Below are 19,498 nucleotides of genomic sequence, written 5' to 3' on the forward strand. Positions count from 1 at the left end.
CCCTTACGGCCAGGTGCTCCGATGTTTATCGCGTTCAGGGTCTTCCGGTCGGGCCGCCGCGGCTGCACCATGCGGAAGGCACCGCAGGCATGCACCGGACCGACCGACGTGAACGCCCGACCCGAGGAGCGAGCGATGCACAGCCGCACAAGACCGTTCCGTATACCGGTGGTGGTGGCCGCGCTGGCCGCCCTGCTGCTGGCCGCCGGCGGCCCGGTGGCCGCGGCACGGCCCCCGGCACGGCCCGCCGCCGGCCCCGGCACGAACCATGCGACCGACGACCCGTTCACCTCCTCGCGCACCGCGTGGTGGCGGCAGGACCGCTTCGGGATGTTCATCCACTTCGGCGCGTACTCGAACCTGGAGGGCGAGTACACCCGGCCCGACGGGACGGTCTGCCGCAACGCGGAGTGGATCAAGCGCGAGTGCAAGATCCCCATGGCGGAGTACGAGAAGCAGGCGGCCGGATTCAATCCATCCGCCTTCGACGCCAAGGCGATCGTCAAGGCCGCCAAGGACGCCGGTCAGCGCTATATCGTCATCACGTCCAAGCACCATGACGGCTATGCGATGTGGCCGACGAGGCAGAACACCTGGAACCTGCGCGACCATTCGGCTTTCGACCCGCACCGCGACCTCCTCGCCGAGCTCAAGAAGGCCGCCGACGCCGCCGGGATCAAGCTCGGTTTCTACTACTCGATCTGGGACTGGCACGATCCGGACTTCGCGGACCCGGCGACCTTCCCGCGGTACAAACAGCGGATGTACGCGCAGCTCAAGGAGCTGATCGACGGCTACCACCCGGCGCTGCTGTGGTTCGACGGCGAATGGGACGCGGACGATCCCGCCAACCACTGGTCCCGCCGGGACGGCGCCGAACTCCAGGCGTATCTGCACGGTCTGGACCCCGGCCTGATCGTCAACAACCGCGTGGGCAAACGTGAGGTGGCCGACGGTGACTTCGGCACGCCGGAGCAGGAGATCCCCGCGGAGCCGGTCGACGGCCAGCTGTGGGAGAGCTGTATGACGCTCAACGACCACTGGGGCTTCGCCAGGTACGACACCAACTGGAAGTCTTCGGCGACGGTCGTGCAGCACCTGCTGGACGTGGCGAGCCGCGGCGGCAACTATCTGCTCAACGTGGGCCCCGACCGGCTCGGCCGCATCCCGCAACCGTCCGTCGACCGGCTGCGGGAGACCGGCCGCTGGCTGACATCCCACGGTCAGGGCCAGGCGGTGTACGGAGCCGGGCACACCGGGCTGGTCGCCGATCCCTCCTGGGGCGCGGTCTCCCGGCGCGGCAACGAGCTGTACGCCGCCGTCACCTCCTGGCCGGCGGCCGGCACCGCGCTCCGTCTCACCGCCAGGGCACCGTTCGAGATCACCTCGGCCCGGGTGCTGGGCAGCGACCAACGGGTGCGGGTGACCCGGACCGGCGACGGCTTCGACCTCACCCCGGCCGGCCCGGCCGCCGATCCGGTCGCGAGCGTCATCCGGCTCACGATCGCGCCGCCGCCCGCGGCGCCCGCCGGCCACGGCACCGGCCTGACGGCGCAGAGCTGGGCGAACGACTCGTTCTCCGGCCCGCCCGCGGTGACCGGGGTGGACCCGACGGTGAACAAGTCCTACCGCTTCGACGGCTCGCCGGCCCCGTCGATCCCCGCCGAGCACTTCAGTACCCGCTGGACCGGCTCCGTCCAGCCGCGCTTCGACGAGACCTACACCTTCACCACCGTCTCCGACGACACCGTACGGCTGTGGATCGACGGCAAGCCGGTGATCGACAGCACGACCCCGCACGAGCCGAAGGTGGACAAGGGCACCGTCACCCTCAAGGCCGGTCACCGGCACCGCATCCGGATCGACTACACGGAGCGGACCGGCGAGGCGCATATGAAGCTGCTGTGGTCCAGCCCGAGCGTGCCGCAGCAGGTCGTTCCGCAGCGTCAGCTCTACGCCGACTGAGCGGCGCCGCGCGAAGGGTACCGGCCGGCGGCGGGAAGCGGCGGGAAAACTCCCGCCCCCGGCTGGGCCGTTCGGGTCGGCGCAGGGGCGGTTGTCGGTGCCCGCTCCTATCCTCGGGGAGCATGAGCTTCGACGAGATCCTTCAGCTCCATGGCGAGGCCATCGCGCTCTTCGGGAGCCGGGTGCACGCCGTCCGCGAGGACCAGTGGGACGCGCCGACGCCCTGCTCGGAGTGGTCGGTGCGCGATCTGGTGAACCACCTCACCGCCGAGCAGCTGTGGGTCCCCCGCCTGGTGCGGGACGGCGCCACGATCGCCGAGGTGGGCTCGGACTTCGACGGTGATGTGCTGGGGGACGATCCGGCCGCGGTGTGGGACCGGGCGGCGGTGGCCGCCGTGGCGGCGTTCTCGGAGAGCGGGGCGCTCGGCCGTAGCGTCCAGCTGTCGTACGGATCGAGCCCGGCCGACGCCTACTGCACGCAGATGATGGCCGATGCCCTGGTGCACGCCTGGGACCTGTCCCGGGCCATCGGCGCCGACGAGCGGCTGCCCGGCCATCTGGCGACGGCGGCGCTGCGTGAGGTGGAGCCCTATGCCCCGGGGCTGGCGGCGTCCGGGCTGTTCGCCCCCGCGGTGGAGGCTCCGCCGGACGCCGACGATCTGACCCGGCTGCTGTGTCTGCTCGGGCGTCGGCCCTGACCCCTGGGGGCCGGGGCCGACGCCCGGGCGCGGCGGTCAGTCGATGCCGCGGATGATGTACGGCTCAGCGGGGTCGTCGTCATAGCCCGCCAGGCGCACGGGCGCACAGCGGTCCCAGACTTCGAGATTACGGACTTCCTTGATACGACCTGGTCGCTCGCCCTTCTTCAGACGGGGCTGCTTGTGTTGAGCCTTGTGCAAAGCCACCACGCACTCCTTCATCGAGGTATTGGTTCCGACGCGGTGGCGCCTTGTTCACAAACCGGGAGGTCGGCCAAGGTTTGTGGCGTTCCCGCGACGGGCCAATGGTGTTGGCGTCTCCCAGAAAGGTCGTCCGTCGTCCTTCAGGTTAACGACGCCACGCGCGCCGCGCTCGACGTTTTCCGGCGAGATGGGCCGGGGGGCGGAAGGCGGGAATTCCACCCGGGCGATGACCGGGGAATCGAGCCCCCTATGTGAGGTACCTCACTCACTCCAATGGCCCTCGGGTTGCTGCATTTGCCCCGATCCGTACGCTGGAGAGTGACCGCACGGACGGTGTGTTCCCGCCCGCGCCCACGCAGTGCTACCCATGGGCGCGTGGCATGGTTCTCGGATTCCGGTTACTGGCTCGGGCGGCTCGTATTCCAGCGCATGCTGGCCGTGCTCTATCTGGTCGCGTTCCTCGCGGCGGTGCGGCAGTTCCGGGCGCTCATCGGCGCGCGCGGCATGCTGCCGGTGCCCGAGTTCGTGGCGCGGGTGCCGTTCCGCGCGGCGCCCTCGGTCTTCCACTGGCACTACTCGGACCGCTTCTTCGCGTTCTGGTCGTGGTCCGGCGCGGTGCTGGCGGCGGCCGTCGCGGCGGGCGCGGCGGATGCCGTGCCGCTGTGGGCGTCGATGGTGCTGTGGGCGGTCCTGTGGGCGCAGTATCTGTCGATCGTGAACGTCGGGCAGACCTGGTACAGCTTCGGCTGGGAGTCGCTGCTGCTGGAGTCGGGCTCGCTCGCGGTGTTCCTCGGCAATGCCGAGACCGCTCCCCCGGTGCTGCTCATGTGGCTGCTGCGCTGGGTGCTGTTCCGGGTGGAATTCGGGGCCGGGCTGATCAAGATGCGGGGCGACCGCTGCTGGCGGGATCTGACCTGCCTCTACTACCACCATGAGACCCAGCCGATGCCCGGGCCGCTCAGCTGGTTCTTCCACCGTCTGCCACGGCCGCTGCACCGGGTCGAGGTGGCCGCCAACCATGTGGCCCAACTCGGCGTGCCGGTGCTGCTGTTCACCCCTCAGCCGATCGCCGGATGGGCCGCGGTCGCGATGGTGGTCACCCAGCTGTGGCTGGTGCTCTCCGGCAACTTCGCCTGGCTGAACTGGGTGACCATCGCGCTTGCCATGTCGGCCGCCGCCCCGCTGTGGGGGCCGCCCGCCGCCCCGCTCCCCGCGCCTCCGGTGTGGTTCGAGGTCCTGGCCCTGATGGCCACGGCCGGTGTGGTGCTGCTCAGTTACCGGCCGGCCCGCAATCTGCTGGCCCGGCAGCAGATGATGAACACCTCGTACGAGTCGCTGCATCTGGTGAACTCGTACGGGGCGTTCGGCACGATTACCCGGGTGCGCCGGGAGATCGTGGTGGAGGGCACGGCGGACGCGGTGAGCGGGCCCGACACCGAGTGGATCGCCTACGAATTCCACGGCAAGCCGGGCGATGTGCGGCGGGTGCCGCGCCAGTTCGCGCCGTACCATCTGCGGCTCGACTGGCTGATGTGGTTCGCGGCGCTGTCGCCCGCCTATGCGCGGGCGTGGTTCGTACCGTTCGTGGCGCGGCTGCTGGAGAACGACCGGGACACCCTGCGGCTGCTGCGCACCAATCCGTTCCCCGATCTGCCGCCGGCCCGGATCAGGGCCCGGGTCTTCCGCTACCGCTTCACGACCTGGCGGGAACTGCGGGAGACCGGAGCCTGGTGGCATCGGACGGAGGAGCAGGAGTTTCTGGCGCCGATTGCGCGGTCAGCTCTGCGCGGAATGCGATGACCATCTCCCGCGCATGGCGCAGGCCTATGCGGGTGAAATCCTTTTCCAGCGCGGCGAGTTCGGTAAGCGTCTCCTCCGGGGCGCGGCCGAGGCGGGCTCGGGACTTGGCGAGGCCGAGCCGGGAGAGCGCCACACCGCGCGGCTCCTGCATGTCAGTGAATTCCTGGAGCGAGAGCGCGTAGGTGTCCCGCGCGGACTCGTAACGGCCGTCCCGGTAAAGGACATTGGCCCTCATCTTGTGGTTGTACGCGAGCGCCGAGGCCAGGTCCATACGGCGGCAGATGGCTTCCGCCTCGGACAGCAGGGCCAGCGCACGGTCCGGCTGGCCCTGTACGGACAGCACATCGGCCACCCCCCGCAGCGACCAGGCGCGCCCCCGGGCGTCGTCGCCCGCCTCGGCTATTCGGGCGGACTCCTCGAAGAGTTCCAAGGCCTTGGCGTAATCGCCGGTGTTGCGGTGCATCTGGGCGATGCCGGACATCGCCCAGACCATGTGCCGGGCCTCGCCGTGCGCCCGGCCCTGTTCGAGCAGTTGCTCATGGAGTTCGGCGACCGCGGCGTAGTCGCCCTGGATGCGGCCGGTCTCGGCGAGGCCCGCGAGCGAGTAGCCGTGGGCGAGGCGGTCGCCGCTGTCGGCGGCCAGTGCCACGGCGTGGGTGAGCAGCCGGCGGGCAAGCGGCAGCGTGCCGCACTGGCGGGCCAGGGTGCCGCCGCTCCACAGGGCCCAGGCCATGGCGCCGGCGTCACCGGCGGTGCGGGCACTGCGGTAGCTCTCCCGCCATGCGGCGTTGGCCTCCGCCACCCGGCCGAGCCGACGATTGGCCTCGGCAACCGCGAGCCCGGCCCGCGCCCGCTCCAGGGGCGTGGCCGCCTCTCTGTGCGCGCGGGTCGCCGTCGCCAGTACCTCCTCGTAGGAGGAGTTCACGCCCAGCGCCGAGCCCAACTCGCCCTGGTACTCCGGGGCGAATGCCTTGCCGTACATAAATCCGTGGCCTCTCGATCATCTTTGTGCCTTGATCACGAAGCTACGAGGGACCGGGGGTGCGGCGAATCAGTCCGCGTATGTGTCTTGCTGTACGACTCCAGTGCTACGGGCGGGGGTCATGGTCATCTTGAGGATGTAGGGGTTCATCAGGGTCATGCGGCCGCCCCCGGCCACCTCACCGGGTCCACCCCGTGTTGCACACCGTGCAACTTGAGTTGCTGTTCTTGCCGGGGCGGCTTCCCGCAGGCCACCCTGCTGGCATGACAGCAGGACGTACCGGAACCCCTACGGGTCCAGGGACCGACCGCCGCCGCTTACTGCGGTCCGTGGCGGCGGGGCTCGCCGGAACGGCCGGGGCGGGGCTGCTGACGGCGGCGGACACCGCGCCCGCGCAGACCGTACGCCGCGCCGTCCGAAGGCCGCACGGCACCCGGCCGCTCTTCCTGGGGACGTACACCTCGAAGGCGGGTGGCGGGACCGGCATCGGCCTGGCCTCGTACGACCGGAGGACCGGACAGCTCACCTCCACCGGTGTCGTGACCGGTGTCGCCGACCCCTCCTACCTCACGCTCGCGCCGTCCGGCCGCACCCTCTACACGGTCGACGAGCAGCAGCCGGGCGCCGTCACCGCCCTCGCCCTGGCCCCGGGCCGGCCGCCCACCGTCCTGGGCTCCCGCTCCACCGGCGGAGCCGGTCCCTGCCATCTGTCGGTCCACCCGACCGGGCGCTGGCTGCTGAGCGCCAACTACCTGTCCGGCAGCGTGGCGGTCCACCCCGTCGACCGGGCCACCGGCGCCCTGGGCGAACTGACGGACCTGGTCACGCACACCGCCCCGCCGCCCGGCCCGGGCCAGGACGGCCCGCACGCCCACCAGATCGTCACCGGCCCGGACGGCCGGCATCTGCTCGCCGTCGACCTCGGCAACGACACCGTCCACACCTACCGGCTCGACCCCGCCGCGGGCCGGCTCGTCCAGCTCTCGTATGCCGCGCTTCGGCCCGGCGCCGGGCCACGCCATCTGACGTTCCATCCCTCGGGCTCCTTCGCGTATCTGGCCAACGAGGTCGACAACACCGTCGTGGTCTGCCACTACGACGGCGGCAGCGGACGGCTGACACCGGGGGATCCGCAGCCAACCGGAACCGGCCCGGGGACCAGCTATCCGGCGCAGTTCCTGGTGACCCGTAACGGCCGCTTCGCGTTCCTCGCCAACCGCGGCCACAACAGCCTCACCCGCTACGCCGTGGAGGCGGGCGGGGCGCGCCTGCGGCTGCTGGACACCGTGCCGGTGGGCGGGGACTTCCCCCGGCAGATCGCGTTCTCGCCGGACGAGCGGTGGCTGTTCGCTGCCAACCAGAAGTCGGGGTCGGTGACGGTCTTCTCGGTGGACGCCAGGACCGGGGCGCTCACGAGCGCGGGCGAGCCGTTCGCGGCGCCGATGCCGGTGTGCGTACTGCCGTTGTGACCCTGCGCGACGGGCTGGGAAGAACGTCAGTCGGCCAGGTACTGCCGTAGCAGCTCGCCCAGTTCCGCTGCGAAGTCGGCGTAGTGGGCGCGGAGTTGGGCGCCCGGCCAGTCGGGGGGCAGCAGGGTGGCCGGCAGGAGCGGGTCGGAGAGGAGATGGCGCTGGGCGGCCGCGGCGATGGTGAAGCGGTCGGCGGGGGTTGCGGCGCGGTCCAGGGCGGACATCAGGGCGCGGGCCCGCTTCGCCCAGCCGTCCAGGTCCCACAGCCGGGCGGCGAGCGCGGCCGGGTCGTCGTCCGGGGTGCCGGTGAGCCAGGTGCACTGTTCGGTGACGACGGGCGGGCGGGGCCGGTCGAGGTTGGCGGGGCGCAGCCAGTTGCCCTCGCGGAGTTCGGCCAGCCGGAGGGCGGCCATGGCCTGGCGCAGTGCGGTGCGTTCGGCGGCCGGGCGGCCTTCAGGGGTGGTGACGACGGCGATCTCCCAGTCGCCGCGCCAGGGCCGGGTCCGCGGTGAGCGGCTTTCGTCCTGCCGGGCCTGGCGGGCCAGCAGCCGGGCGGTGAGCTCGTACGAGCCGTCGGTCTGCCGCAGGTCGCCGGCGGCCACCATGCGGGAGAGCGCGACCCGCACGGTGCCCTCGGCGATGCCGAAGAGCTCGCCTACCCGCACCAGAGCGCGCGCCGGCAGCTTCGGGGGGTGATGGCCCAGGAGGGTGCTCAGCACGATGGAGCGCGCGGTCAGCGGCCGCAGCGCAAGGGCAGCGGTGCCGTCGGGGTGGCGGTGGGCGTCGTTCATATGTGCTGGGAATTCTAGCCGCGGACATGGCTGACATTACAGTCTTCCGGCGGCTGTCCTGATTCTGTAACGTCGAGGTATGACCGTCACCCATGAAGTCGTGAACCAGGCCCCGCCGCTGACCGGATTCACCACGGCGGACGAACCGGCCCTGCTGGAGGCGCTGCGCCGCGACGGCGCCGAGTGGGGCGTGCGGGAGGTGGCCGAGCTCGGCGCGCTGGCCGGTTCGGCGGCGGTGCAGGAGCAGGCCCGCTGGGCCGAGGAACAGCCGCCCCGGCTGCACACCCACGACCGGTTCGGGCACCGCATCGACGAGGTGGAGTTCCACCCCGCCTGGCATCAGCTGATGACCGTCGCGGTGGAGCACGGTCTGCACGCCGCGCCCTGGACCGACGGCCGCGCCGGGGCGCATCTGGTGCGGGCCGCCAAGTTCTACGTCTGGTCGCAGGCCGAGCCGGGCCACGGCTGCCCGATTTCGATGACGTACGCCGCGGTACCCGCCCTGCGCGCCGCACCGGACCTCGCCGCGCAGTTCGAGCCGCTGCTGGCCTCCCGTACGTACGACTTCGGGCTGCGGGCCCCGCTGACCAAGTCCGGCCTGATCGCGGGCATGTCGATGACCGAGAAGCAGGGCGGTTCCGACGTACGGGCCAACACCACGCGGGCGGTACCGGCCGGCGACGGCACCTACCGCCTCACCGGCCACAAGTGGTTCACGTCCGCGCCGATGAGCGATGTCTTCCTGGCGCTGGCGCAGACCGCGGAGGGACTGGGCTGCTTCCTGGTGCCGCGGGTGCTGCCGGACGGCACGCTCAACGGGATGCGGCTGATGCGGCTCAAGGACAAGCTGGGCAACCGCTCGAACGCGTCCTCCGAGATCGAGTACGACCAGGCGCTCGCCTGGCCGGTGGGTGAGCCGGGCCGTGGGGTGCGGACCATCGTCGAGATGGTGAACATGACCCGGCTGGACTGTGTGCTGGGGTCGGGGGCCGGGATGCGGGCGGGGCTGCGGCAGGCGCTGCACCACACCGCGCACCGGCGGGCGTTCGGGCGGGAGCTGGACCGGCAGCCGCTGATGCGCTCGGTGCTCGCGGATCTGGCGATCGAGTCGGAGGCGGCGACGCTGCTGGGCATGCGGCTGGCGGCGGCGGTGGACCGCTCACAGGCCGGCGACGCCCAGGAGGCGGCGCTGCGCCGGCTGGCGCTGGCGGCCGGCAAGTACTGGGTGTGCAAGCGGGGCAGCAGCCATGCGGCGGAGGCCCTGGAGTGCCTGGGCGGCAACGGCTATGTGGAGGACTCGGGCATGCCACGGCTGTACCGGGAGGCGCCACTGCTGTCCATCTGGGAGGGCTCGGGCAATGTCGCCGCGCTCGATGTGCTGCGGGCGCTGGGCAAGGAGCCGGCCGCGCTGGATGCGTTCTTCGCCGAGGTGGAGACCGCGGCGGGCGCCGACCGTCGGCTGGACGCCGCGGTGGCGGGGCTCCGCAAGATGCTCGGCTCGCTGTCCCATCCGGAACGGGCGCAGCTGATGGCACGGTCGCTGGCGGAGCGGATGGCGCTGGTGCTCCAGGGTTCGCTGCTGGTACGCCACAGCCATCCGGCGCTCGCCGACGCGTTCTGCGCCTCACGGCTCGACGGCGAGTGGGGCCAGGCGTTCGGGACCCTGCCGCCCGGTGTCGATCTGACGGCGGTCCTGGAGCGCGTCCGTCCGAAGGGACCGGTCGCGGATCCGGCCGGAAGCGCGGCCTGATGTCCGTACGGATCGAGCGCGCCGGCCCGGTGACGACGGTGGTGCTGTCCCGGCCCGCCGCCCGCAACGCCGTGGACGGTGCGACCGCACGACAACTGGCCGACGCCTTCCGGGAGTTCGAGGCCGATGACGGGGCGCGGGTGGCGGTGCTGTGGGGCGAGGGCGGGACGTTCTGCTCCGGCGCCGACCTCAAGGCGGTGGGCAGCGACCGCGGCAACCGCGTAGCGCCGGACGGGGACGGGCCGATGGGGCCGACCCGGATGCGACTGGACAAGCCGGTGATCGCGGCGGTCGCCGGTCATGCGGTGGCCGGCGGGCTGGAGCTGGCGCTGTGGTGCGACCTCCGGGTGGCGGAGGAGGACGCGGTCTTCGGGGTGTTCTGCCGCCGCTGGGGGGTGCCGCTGATCGACGGCGGTACGGTGCGGCTGCCCCGGCTGATCGGCGCGGGCCGGGCGATGGACCTGGTGCTGACGGGGCGCCCGGTCCCGGCCGCGGAGGCGCTGGACATCGGGCTGGTCAACCGGGTGGTGCCCACCGGGACGGCCCGCGCGGAGGCGGAGCTGCTGGCCGCGGAGATCGCCCGCTTCCCGCAGGCGTGTCTGCGCAGCGACCGGGCCTCCCTGCTGGACCAGGAGGGCAAGGACGAGGCGACCGCGATGGCCGCCGAACTCCGTTACGGGCAGGCCGTGCTGGACGGGGCGATGACCGGCGCGGCACGGTTCGCCGCGGGGGCGGGACGGCACGGGGAGCCGGACCGGGCATAAGGTTTGTTGGCGCTGGCCAGATGGCTGTACATCGACGTCCGTCGTTACGAGTGGGCCCCTGCCCGACTCCGGGCAGGGGCGAGGCCTCGTCCCGGCTCTCAAGACCTGTTACGTATGGCCGCCGAGTTCCAGCATCACGACCCTTCCGTTGCCTCCTCCGTCGTCCAGGACCCGGAATGTGGCGCGTGAGCTCTGGCTCAGGCGGATCTGGAACTGATCGCCCAGCAAATTCTTGTAGTTCGTGTCTCCGGCCCTTGCGGCTGCCTCCTTGGGGTGGAGCCCATCGCTCTGGATCGCGTTCTGGAATATGTCGAACTTCTCCTGCTCGGATTTGGTGAGCTGACCGACAACGTCCATATCGCTCTTGTCGAACGTCCAGGGCATGGCGCGCCTATTCCGTCGTCACGGTGATGTCCTCAAGCGTCAGGTTCTTCACGGCTAATTCGACGCCACCGAACGTGCGCTCGAACTCATTTCGTCCCACCCTGAGCGCGTTGACCTCGGTCGCGGACCCGCCGGCCGTCATCTCGAAGTTTCCATCGGCCTTGCAGTCGACGATCACCTTGGTCTGCCTGCCGAAGCCCCAGGTGGGGATGTGTCCCTGCACTTCCTGCGGGGCGAGGCGAAAAGGACCAGCCATGGGTAAGGCCTCCAGTGATTCTCGGCTTTCTTCTTCTCTCCCAACTGGGTACCCGTCCTTGCTGTTTCCCGTCAAGATCGCAAAGAGTCGGACAGAGCGGATTCGGACTCCCTGAAGATCCGGAACAAGTTGTCCGGAAGGTCTCCATAGATTTGCGGAGGTCCTGTCGTGGCGTGTCCAGGGGGCGCGGAATGACGGGGCGGGGGGCGCCGCGGAAGCCATTACGGGGGCCGATTGAACGCGTCCGATTTCATGTGGGGAGCGGTGGTGGCGCGGAGCGTGGGGAGGTCGCCGGATTCCGGCTCGCTCATGCCGGGCACGCCCCACAGGCCAGGTCGTTGCTCACACGGTGCCGCTCACGTACCGTCGCCTTCCCTCCCCGTCCGCCCCGCGGCGCCGATTCCAGGAGTGCGAGAGCGCCGTGAGCGAGGTCAACTACCCCGAGGTGGGCGGCACCCGGCGTACCCCGCTGCCGGCCGGCTACCACCATCTGCACGAGGAGCTGCCACTCGGGCACGGCCCCCGGGTGCTGGCCGCGGCGGGCGAGGCGATCCTCACCTTCCGGATGCACCGCGCGGCCGGCACCGGCATCCGGGCCGATGCCCTGCGGGCCGTGCCCGGGGTGAGCGTCGAGGTCTCGCTGGGCGTCGGCCCGCTGCGCCTGCGGGCGCCGTGCCGGGTGGTGTGGGCGGTGGACGGGGAGGACCGCATCGGCTTCGCGTACGGCGCGTGTGACGGGCACCCGGAGTGCGGTGAGGAGGCGTTCGTGGCCGAGCTGCGCCCGGACGGTGCGGTGTGGTTCACCGTGACCGCCTTCAGCCGCCCCGCCACTCCCCTCACCCGGCTGGCGGGCCCCCTGGTGCCCGTCTTCCAGCGCTGGTACGTCCGCCGTCTCGGCCGCACCCTGCGCCGGCTGGCGAACGGCTAGCGAGACCCACAAACGGGAGCCGTTTGCCCCACTTTTCTCACGCCCTGACGTGGCCCGGAGACCCGTAGTTACCGACGCGTAGCGTCATCATCGCTGATCGCGATACGTCCACCCGTGATTCATCTTTTCGTCACCATCGACCCGGCCGGCCATGAGAGAACACCTGGCATGTGTGAAGACGAACTGATCCCGCCGCAGGCGGACATGACCGAGCGGGCGTGGCTGCGGTCCGGCTCGGAGGCGGGGACGGGGGCACCGTCGATGCGTACCACGGGGCGGACGGTGCAGTTTATGAACCGGCGGACGCTGCTGGGCGGCGCGATGGCCGGTGCGGCGCTGGCGGTGCTCCCCTCGCAGGCACAGCAGCCCGCTTCCGCCGCGCCCCGCAGCGGGGCGCCCGGCGCTTTCCCCTTCCCCGAACACCCCAACGGCAAGGGCGAGTTCGCCGTCCTGGTCACCGGTGACGCGGGCACGGGGGACGAAGCCCAGTACGCGGTGGCGGCCGCCGCACGGGATGTCTGCAAGGCCGAGCAGATCGGCCTCGCGGTCGGCCTCGGGGACAACATCTACGAGAACGGCCCGGAGTCCGACGACGACTCCGAGTTCCAGGACAAGTTCGAGAAGCCGAACAACGGCATCGATGTGCCCTGGCTGATGGTGCTGGGCAACCACGACTGCTCGGGGCTGATCCCCGGCAGCGGCGGCGATCCGTCGCGCGGTGACCGCGAGGTCGCCTACGCCAAGACCTCCAAGCGCTGGTACATGCCGGCCCGTTACTACAGCGTGCCGCTGCCGGCCGCCGACCCGCTGGTGGAGTTCTTCGCCATCGACACCATTCCGTGGTCGTCGTACGTCGCCCAGCTCGACCCGTACTACCGCTGGGACGGGCCGTACATGCGCGAGCAGCGGCGCTGGCTGGACGGAGCGCTGCGCTCCTCGCGGGCCCGCTGGAAGGTGGTGATCGGCCACCACCCGTACCTCAACAACGGCAAGCACGGCAGCGCCGGTTCGTACGACGGTTTCGAGATCGGGAACTACACCAGCGGTGTGCACCTCAAGGACATGTACGAGAAGGTGGTGTGCGGACGGGCCGATCTGATCCTGTCCGGCCACGACCACACCCTCCAGATCCTGGAGCCCACCGCCCGCACCGGCGGCACCCGGCAGGTGGTGTGCGGGGCGTCCGCCAAGACGGAGGACGGCAAGGCGCACTTCGGCCATCCGTCCGCCTGGCAGAACTTCTCCGACCACGGCTTCATGGTGCTGAAGGTGTCCGGCGCGCGGCTGACCATCGATGCGTACACCGTCGATGTCGCCACCCGGAAGGCCACCCTGGCCCACCGCACACGGCACACCCGTCCGGTGGCGGCCGCCGCACCGGCCCACGCCTGAGGACCGGGCCGTCCCGGAGCAGCGCTCGCACCGGGACGGCCCCACCTCAGCTCTCCGAGGTCGTGCCGGCGCTGATGTGCAGAACAGCGTCGGCCGCGTCGAGGATCGCCTGGTCGAGCGGGAAGTAGCCCTGCTCCGGCTTGGTGTCGGTGCGCGTGCGGGCGGAAGCGACCGAAGTGGCCGTGGTCAGGCCCCAGGTGGTGATACGGCTCTGGAGGGAGCCCTCATAGGTGTCCGGTGCGGGCTCTCCAAGCCCGAGCGCTTCACTGCGGCCCAGGCTGCCGGCGACGAAGGTGTACTGCTCGCCCGACAGGGACCCCACGATGGCGCCCGCCCCGAACCAGTCGAGGTCCATGGCTGCCACATGCATGGTGCTCAGGTCTCGCTGGAGATGGGCGTTGTGAGCGAAGACCAGTGTCGCCCCCCGTCGCGCCTCGAGGTCCCGGATCTCGAAGAGGTTCTGGGCCATGAGCGCATCCCGGGTGGCAAGGAGGCGGGACACCCGTGCACTCTTCTCGAGGCGCTGTGCTGCCTGCTTGTGGTAGCGCAGCAGGCCAAGACCGGCGGTGAGGTGTGTCCTGGCCCGGAACCACTCGGCGCGTGAGGCCGCGGCGATCAGTTCCGGGGCGCGCGCATAGAGCGAGGTGAGCATGTCGTCCGCGAGCGAGCGCAGCCTCTCGGCCTCAGCCGTGGCGCCGATCGACATGTCCGGGTCCATGATCGCCTCGGTGCGGCTCCACCGTTCGTCATCGCCGACGAGGCCCGCGAGGTCGAGGTCGAGTTCCAGGAAGTCACGGACGTATTCGAGGTAGCGCCGCGGGCTGGGGGCGGTGGTGTTCTCTGTCGGAGCGTCGAAGCCGTGGAAGGCCAAGCGTTCTTCCGAGGGGCAGCTCTCGTTGTAGGCACGCATCCAGGCGACCAGTTGCCTGTTGGCGTCCAGCTCTCCGAAGCCGTGGGTGAAGCCCTCGCTCATCACCGCATCGAGGCTTCCGGCTCCCCCCTGGACGAAGTCGTTCACGGTGAGCGCAGCCACCCGATCGGTTTCGAGGACGATCGACCGGAAGCCGCGGTACACCAGCTGAGCGAACAGTTCGTTGCGGATCCGCCCGAAGGCCGGTTCCTGGTGCGTCGGCTCACCGAGCGCCAGCAGGTCACAGGAGGCAGGTACGAAATCTTGTATGTCCTGGTTCATGAGCCTCAATCGTATCCTTGAAAGGTCGGTTGAGACTTTTCCAGCTCTCGCCGCTCAATCATGCCGCCAAGTCTCAAACCGGGGGTTAACCTTGCGACCATCTGACCTCGCGCGCGAACACGGCATCTCGACCCAGGCGGTCCGCAACTACGAGCGGGACGGGTTCCTTCCGCCCGCTGAGCGCACCCACAGCGGCTACCGGGTCTACACCGAGGTGCATGCGGCAGCGCTCCGCGCCTACCTCTCTCTCATTGCGGGCTATGGCCACGCGGCCGGCGGCCAGATCATGACCGCACTCCACAAGGACGACCTCAACGACGCCCTGAGGGCCATCGACCATGGCCACAGCCAGTTGCTCCGTGACCGGGAGACCCTCGACTCGGTGCGGAGGGCGGTGGATCATCTGACGGCGGAGTCCGACGCCGCTCCCGACGAGTCGGCAGACCTCGCTACCCGGACCATCGGTGAACTCGCACACCAACTCCGTGTCACCCCGGCCACCTTGCGCAACTGGGAGGACGTCGGCATCCTCGCCCCCACACGGGACCCCGTCACCGGATACCGCGTCTTCCGCGCAAGCGACATCCGCGACGCCGAGCTCGCCCACCTCCTCAGACGCGGGGGTTACCCGCTGGAGCACATCTCCACCGTGGTCCAGCGGATCCGGACAGCCGGCGGCACCGACTCGCTGTCCGGTGCCCTGGACGACTGGCGGCACAAGCTCACCGCGCGGGGCGTGGCCATGCTCGACGCAGCCACTCATCTCAGCCGCTATCTGAGCTTGCGCAATGTGTGTGCGGAGGGCGCTGCTACCAGGTGAAGGTGGCCGAGGCGCCCGCCGGCAGGGAGTAACGCACGTGCTCCTTACCCCAGTTGATGTCCACCCTGCGGGTGCTGCGGGTGTCGTTGTAGGCGATCAGCGCCTTGGATCCGTCGGGGTTGCGCCAGGCGACGTTGGGGAGGGCGGCCGGGGCGGTGGAGGCGATGCGCCGGGCGCCGGGTTTCACGAACTTGGTGAGCTGGCCCATGGTGTAGTACTCGATGGTGTAGTCCACCTTCCCGTGCCGGTCGTCGCCGTTGTGCACGGTGACCAGTCCGGTGCAGTCGTCACAACCGCCCTGGTGCGGGCCGCTGTTCTGGTCCACGGCGAGGGACCACTTGACCCAGCTGCGGCCCCAGTTGCGGGTGTAGTCGATGAGGTTGTGCATGTCCTCCTTCTGCTGGTTGGCGATCCAGTGGCCGCCGGAGTGCTCGGTGTCGTACGCGGGCAGGCGCGGGTACCGGTGGTGCACCCGGGTCTGCCAGGCGACCTCGCCGCCGTAGCCGTGCCAGGCCACCCCGCCGAAGTTGGGGTGGCTGCGGACCGCCGGGTCGTCGAGGAGGGGTTTGGCGAAGTGGTCGTACTGGTCCCAGTTCCAGTCCAGGGCCAGGACCTTGGTGGGCAGGCCGGCCCCGCGCAGGGCCGGGAGCAGGTTCTTCTTGGTGAAGTAGGCGAGGCCGGAGCCGTTCCACTGCATGGAGGGGTAGCCGGCGCAGCAGCTGGGCTCGTTCTGGACGGAGACGTAGTCGACCGGCACGCCGTGGTGCCGGTAGGCCTGGAGGTACTTCACGAAGTACCGGGCGTAGGCGCCGTAGTACTTCGACTTCAGCCAGCCCTGTTCGAGCCGGGCGTTGTCCTTCATCCAGGCGGGCGCGGTCCAGGGTGAGGCCATCACCTTGAGTGCCGGGTTGAGGCGGCGGGCCCGGGCGGTCAGCGGCAGTACGTCGGTGAGGTCGTGGGCGACGGAGAAGTGCCTGAGGCCGGGGTCGGTGTGCCCGGCGGGCAGGTCGTCGTAGGTGTAGCCGGAGCGGGCGAGGTCGGAGGTGCCCATGGGGTTGCGGAGGAAGGCGAGGCCGATGCCTTCGACGGGGTCGAAGAGTTTCTTCATCGCCGCGTCGCGGGTGGCGTCGTCGAGTGCGCCGCTGCTGTTCATCAGCCAGGCGGCGGTATCGGTGAAGGACGCTCCACCGCCCTCGAACCGCTGGTAGGTCCGGGACTCGTCGACGGTGATGTTGCCGCCGCCGCCCGGCGCGAAGGCGAGCGGGGCCTGTCGCTCCAGCCCCTTGGCGACCTGCCTGCCGCCGGGATCGGAGGTGGTGGTGAGGTAGACCTGCACGGGGTGCCGTACCCGGGCGGGGGCGTCCGGAAGCGACGGCACTCCGGCGGCCGCCCAGAGCGCTACGAGGACGGCGACCGCCGCGCCGGCCACGCCGGTCAGGGCGCGGCGCAGTCTTCGGGTTCTCATGGCCGGGTGCCTTCCTGTGGCACGAGCGGACGGGGCATGCACCTGAGATGTCTGCCCGAGGGACCGGGCGGACACGGCTCGGATGTACGGTTTCCGGCCGGTGTGGGCACGGTTGACGACTCTGCCATACCTGCGGGGCCTGAACACGCTACGTCAACGGACGGGCGCCGCTTCGGGGTTGACGTGGCCGAATCCGCTCGCCGGCGTTCGCCTCCTGAACGTTTCGGCCCGTACGGAGCCGTGCACGGGCCGAGCGCCGGCCGGGCTGCGCCGCCCGGCACTCGTCGCGGCATTCGTCACCTGACTTCCGTATGCCGGAAACCACCCGGAACACCGGAAATGCGGGCTTCGCGGCCGCCGCCTAAGGTGTTCGCATGGTGAGCCCCGACGTCGCGCGCTCCTGGGCCACGAGGTGCGGCAACCCATGACCGCCCCGCCGCCCGGGCAGTCCGACGAGGGTTATGACCCCCGAACCGACCGGGACTGGCACCGGGTCCAGGAGGAGGCGCCCGGGGTGTCGCGGCATGAGCCCATCGGCCTGCGCGAGCGGCTGTCGCTCAACCGGATGGGCACCTTCGACTGGGACCTGGACCGCCAGTACATGGCCCTGGACCCCGGTGCCATGGACGTCTTCGATCTGCTCCCGGAGGAGTACGACGGCGCGCCGATGTCGCTGGTCACGCGGGTCCCGCCGGAGGAGGGCCTGCGGCTGGACGAGGCGCTGGCCCAGGCGCTGGAGGACGGCCAGTCGTCCTACGGCGCGTACTTCCGGGTCCGCTGCCGCGACGGCACCTGGCGCTGGACGCACTCGCAGGGGCGCATCCTGCACACCGCGGACGGGGCGCCGTACCGGGTCATCGGCATCGTCCGGGAGGCGACCAGCGAGCTGGCGGACTCCGCACTGCTGCGTTCGCTCCAGCAGGAGCGCCAGCGGCAGACCGTGATGGTGCAGCAGACCACCGCCGCGCTGTCCCGTGCCCTGTCGGTACGGGACGTCACCCGGGTGCTGACCGGTGCCGGCGGCGCCCGGCGGTTCGGGGCGGACGGGCTGGTCCTCGGGCTCGTCGAGAACGAGCGGTTCAAGGTCATCGCCACCGCGGGGCTGGAGGGCGAGGTGCCCGAGGACATGATGACCTCGCAACTGGACGACACCCTCCCGCTGGCCGACACCGCGCGCGCACGGCGGCCCATCTTCCTGAGCACCCGCGGCGAGCTGATCGCCCGCTATCCCCGGCTGCGCCCGTACTCCGCGCTGCTGCCGACCGGCAGTGCGGCCTTCCTGCCGCTGGTCGCGCAGGACACCGTGATCGGGGCGCTGGGGCTGTTCAACGCCGAGCCGGCGGTGCACTCGCCGGAGGCCAGGAACCTGGCGCTGGCGCTGGCCGGTGTCGTCGCCCAGTCGGTGCAGCGGGCGACCCTCTTCGACCAGGAGCGGGAGTTCGCGACCGGGCTCCAGGAGACGATGCTGCCGCGGCGGCTGCCACCCCTCGAAGGCGGCGCGGTCACCGTCCGCTACCACCCGGCGAGCGTCGGGCGGAACGTCGGCGGCGACTGGTACGACGTGATCGCACTGCCCCGGGGACGGACCGGCCTGGTGGTCGGAGATGTGCAGGGCCATGACACCCATGCGGCCGCCGTGATGGGCCAGCTGCGGATCGCGCTGCGGGCGTACGCCGGCGAGGGGCACTCGCCGGAGACGGTGCTGGTGCGGGCCTCCCGGTTCCTGGCCGAACTGGACACCGAGCGGTTCGCGACCTGCACCTACGTCCAGGCCGACATGGAGTCCGGGGCGCTGTACGTGGCACGGGCGGGCCATCTCGGGCCGCTGATCAGCAACAGCTCCCGGCACGTCGACTGGCCCGAGGTCTGCGGCGGCCTGCCGCTGGGCCTGGCCACCGCCTTCGGCCAGGACCACTTCCCCGAGACCCAGCTCTTCCTGGAGCCCGGGTCGACACTGCTGCTGTGCACCGACGGTCTCGTCGAGCAGCCAGGGCGGGACATCTCGGCGGGCCTCGAAGCGCTGTCCACGGCGGTCCGGACCGGGCCCACGGAGCTGGAGGCGCTGGCCGACCGGCTCTCGGACCACCTGTGGGCCCACCCCGGCTCCGCCGACGACATGGCGCTACTGCTGCTGCACCGGCTGGCCGGCTCCGGCGGCACCACCACGCCCAGGCTGCGGCTGCACGTCCACCAGGCCGACCCGTCGGGCACCGCGGAGGTCCGCTCGGCGCTGCGCCGCACCCTGGACCAGTGGCGGGCGGGCAGCGTCATGCACAACATCGAGGTCGCCGCCTCCGAGCTGATCGCCAATGCGCTGACCCATACCGAGAGCGGCGCCCTGGTCACCGTCGAGCTGCTGCCCGGCACCCCGCGCCGGATCAGGCTGGAGGTCGAGGACCGCTCCAGCCGCTGGCCGCGCCGGCGCAGCCCCGGCGAGACCGCGACCTCGGGCCGGGGGCTGATGCTCGTCGAGGCGCTGGCGGACCGCTGGGGCGCGGAGCCGCGCGGCGCCGGCAAGGCACTGTGGTGCGAGTTCGCGGTGCCGGACGGGCCGGTTACCGTCCGTTGAGCCTCACCGCTGCGCGGGAATCGCTCCTCCGCCCGGGCCGACCGTGTAAAGATGCCCTCAACTACCGGT

Annotated in this window: 17 protein-coding genes; 10 read left to right on the plus strand and 7 right to left on the minus strand. The window is 71.0% G+C overall.

The features are described from left to right. The first annotated feature begins 135 nt into the window (after positions 1-135). Entirely contained in the window at positions 136-1,965 is a 1,830-nt protein-coding gene (locus tag ACZ55A_RS07450; protein ID WP_468835675.1) for an alpha-L-fucosidase, read from the plus strand. Positions 1,966-2,087: 122 nt separating this feature from the next. Beyond that, the gene (locus ACZ55A_RS07455) at positions 2,088-2,663 is read left to right on the plus strand and encodes a TIGR03086 family metal-binding protein (RefSeq protein ID WP_468835678.1); all 576 of its coding nucleotides are present in this window, start codon (positions 2,088-2,090) and stop codon (positions 2,661-2,663) included. A gap of 36 nt (positions 2,664-2,699) precedes the next feature. Here ACZ55A_RS07455 and ACZ55A_RS07460 read toward each other — a convergent pair whose 3' ends face one another. Beyond that, positions 2,700-2,870 (minus strand): hypothetical protein, encoded by a 171-nt coding sequence (locus ACZ55A_RS07460; protein ID WP_468835681.1) that lies wholly within the window; start codon positions 2,868-2,870, stop codon positions 2,700-2,702. A gap of 372 nt (positions 2,871-3,242) precedes the next feature. Between ACZ55A_RS07460 and ACZ55A_RS07465 the strand changes: the two genes are divergently transcribed. Further along, complete coding sequence (locus ACZ55A_RS07465; RefSeq protein ID WP_468835683.1) at positions 3,243-4,667, plus strand: lipase maturation factor family protein; 1,425 nt, start codon at positions 3,243-3,245, stop codon at positions 4,665-4,667. Here ACZ55A_RS07465 and ACZ55A_RS07470 read toward each other — a convergent pair. After that, the gene (locus ACZ55A_RS07470) at positions 4,561-5,649 is read right to left on the minus strand and encodes a tetratricopeptide repeat protein (protein WP_468835686.1); all 1,089 of its coding nucleotides are present in this window, start codon (positions 5,647-5,649) and stop codon (positions 4,561-4,563) included. The genes ACZ55A_RS07465 and ACZ55A_RS07470 overlap by 107 nt on opposite strands. A 263-nt stretch (positions 5,650-5,912) precedes the next feature. Between ACZ55A_RS07470 and ACZ55A_RS07475 the strand changes: the two genes are divergently transcribed. Next, positions 5,913-7,118, plus strand: a complete 1,206-nt coding sequence (locus ACZ55A_RS07475; RefSeq protein ID WP_468835689.1) for a lactonase family protein — start codon at positions 5,913-5,915, stop codon at positions 7,116-7,118. Between the two features lie 26 nt (positions 7,119-7,144). Here ACZ55A_RS07475 and ACZ55A_RS07480 read toward each other — a convergent pair whose 3' ends face one another. After that, on the minus strand, positions 7,145-7,909 hold the full coding sequence (locus tag ACZ55A_RS07480) for a PaaX family transcriptional regulator C-terminal domain-containing protein (protein WP_468835692.1): 765 nt from the start codon (positions 7,907-7,909) through the stop codon (positions 7,145-7,147). A 79-nt stretch (positions 7,910-7,988) separates the two neighbouring features. On the opposite strand from ACZ55A_RS07480, the gene ACZ55A_RS07485 reads away from it, so the two are divergent. Both ACZ55A_RS07485 and ACZ55A_RS07490 read left to right on the plus strand, forming a co-directional pair. After that, on the plus strand, positions 7,989-9,659 hold the full coding sequence (locus ACZ55A_RS07485) for an acyl-CoA dehydrogenase family protein (protein WP_468835695.1): 1,671 nt from the start codon (positions 7,989-7,991) through the stop codon (positions 9,657-9,659). Continuing rightward, positions 9,659-10,423: a crotonase/enoyl-CoA hydratase family protein gene (locus ACZ55A_RS07490; protein WP_468835697.1), complete on the plus strand. Its 765-nt coding sequence runs from the start codon at positions 9,659-9,661 to the stop codon at positions 10,421-10,423. The genes ACZ55A_RS07485 and ACZ55A_RS07490 overlap by 1 nt, the downstream gene beginning before the upstream one ends. A gap of 108 nt (positions 10,424-10,531) precedes the next feature. On the opposite strand, the gene ACZ55A_RS07495 is transcribed toward ACZ55A_RS07490, so the two are convergent. Beyond that, positions 10,532-10,807: a hypothetical protein gene (locus ACZ55A_RS07495; protein WP_468835700.1), complete on the minus strand. Its 276-nt coding sequence runs from the start codon at positions 10,805-10,807 to the stop codon at positions 10,532-10,534. Between the two features lie 7 nt (positions 10,808-10,814). Beyond that, positions 10,815-11,063: a hypothetical protein gene (locus tag ACZ55A_RS07500; protein ID WP_468835702.1), complete on the minus strand. Its 249-nt coding sequence runs from the start codon at positions 11,061-11,063 to the stop codon at positions 10,815-10,817. 421 nt (positions 11,064-11,484) lie between these two features. Between ACZ55A_RS07500 and ACZ55A_RS07505 the strand changes: the two genes are divergently transcribed. Further along, a complete protein-coding gene (locus ACZ55A_RS07505; RefSeq protein ID WP_468835705.1) occupies positions 11,485-11,991 on the plus strand; it encodes a DUF1990 family protein in 507 nt (168 codons plus the stop codon). Between the two features lie 168 nt (positions 11,992-12,159). Further along, a complete protein-coding gene (locus ACZ55A_RS07510; protein ID WP_468835707.1) occupies positions 12,160-13,383 on the plus strand; it encodes a metallophosphoesterase in 1,224 nt (407 codons plus the stop codon). A 46-nt stretch (positions 13,384-13,429) separates the two neighbouring features. On the opposite strand, the gene ACZ55A_RS07515 is transcribed toward ACZ55A_RS07510, so the two are convergent. Beyond that, positions 13,430-14,575, minus strand: a complete 1,146-nt coding sequence (locus ACZ55A_RS07515; RefSeq protein ID WP_468835710.1) for an erythromycin esterase family protein — start codon at positions 14,573-14,575, stop codon at positions 13,430-13,432. A gap of 91 nt (positions 14,576-14,666) precedes the next feature. On the opposite strand from ACZ55A_RS07515, the gene ACZ55A_RS07520 reads away from it, so the two are divergent. Beyond that, complete coding sequence (locus ACZ55A_RS07520) at positions 14,667-15,395, plus strand: TioE family transcriptional regulator (RefSeq protein WP_468835713.1); 729 nt, start codon at positions 14,667-14,669, stop codon at positions 15,393-15,395. On the opposite strand, the gene ACZ55A_RS07525 is transcribed toward ACZ55A_RS07520, so the two are convergent. Then, complete coding sequence (locus ACZ55A_RS07525) at positions 15,385-16,860, minus strand: glycoside hydrolase family 30 protein (RefSeq protein WP_468835715.1); 1,476 nt, start codon at positions 16,858-16,860, stop codon at positions 15,385-15,387. The genes ACZ55A_RS07520 and ACZ55A_RS07525 overlap by 11 nt on opposite strands. A 424-nt stretch (positions 16,861-17,284) precedes the next feature. Between ACZ55A_RS07525 and ACZ55A_RS07530 the strand changes: the two genes are divergently transcribed. Beyond that, positions 17,285-19,429, plus strand: a complete 2,145-nt coding sequence (locus ACZ55A_RS07530; RefSeq protein WP_468835717.1) for a SpoIIE family protein phosphatase — start codon at positions 17,285-17,287, stop codon at positions 19,427-19,429. The last annotated feature ends 69 nt before the right edge of the window (positions 19,430-19,498 follow it).

This window comes from Streptomyces sp. NPDC034111, from assembly GCF_055575375.1.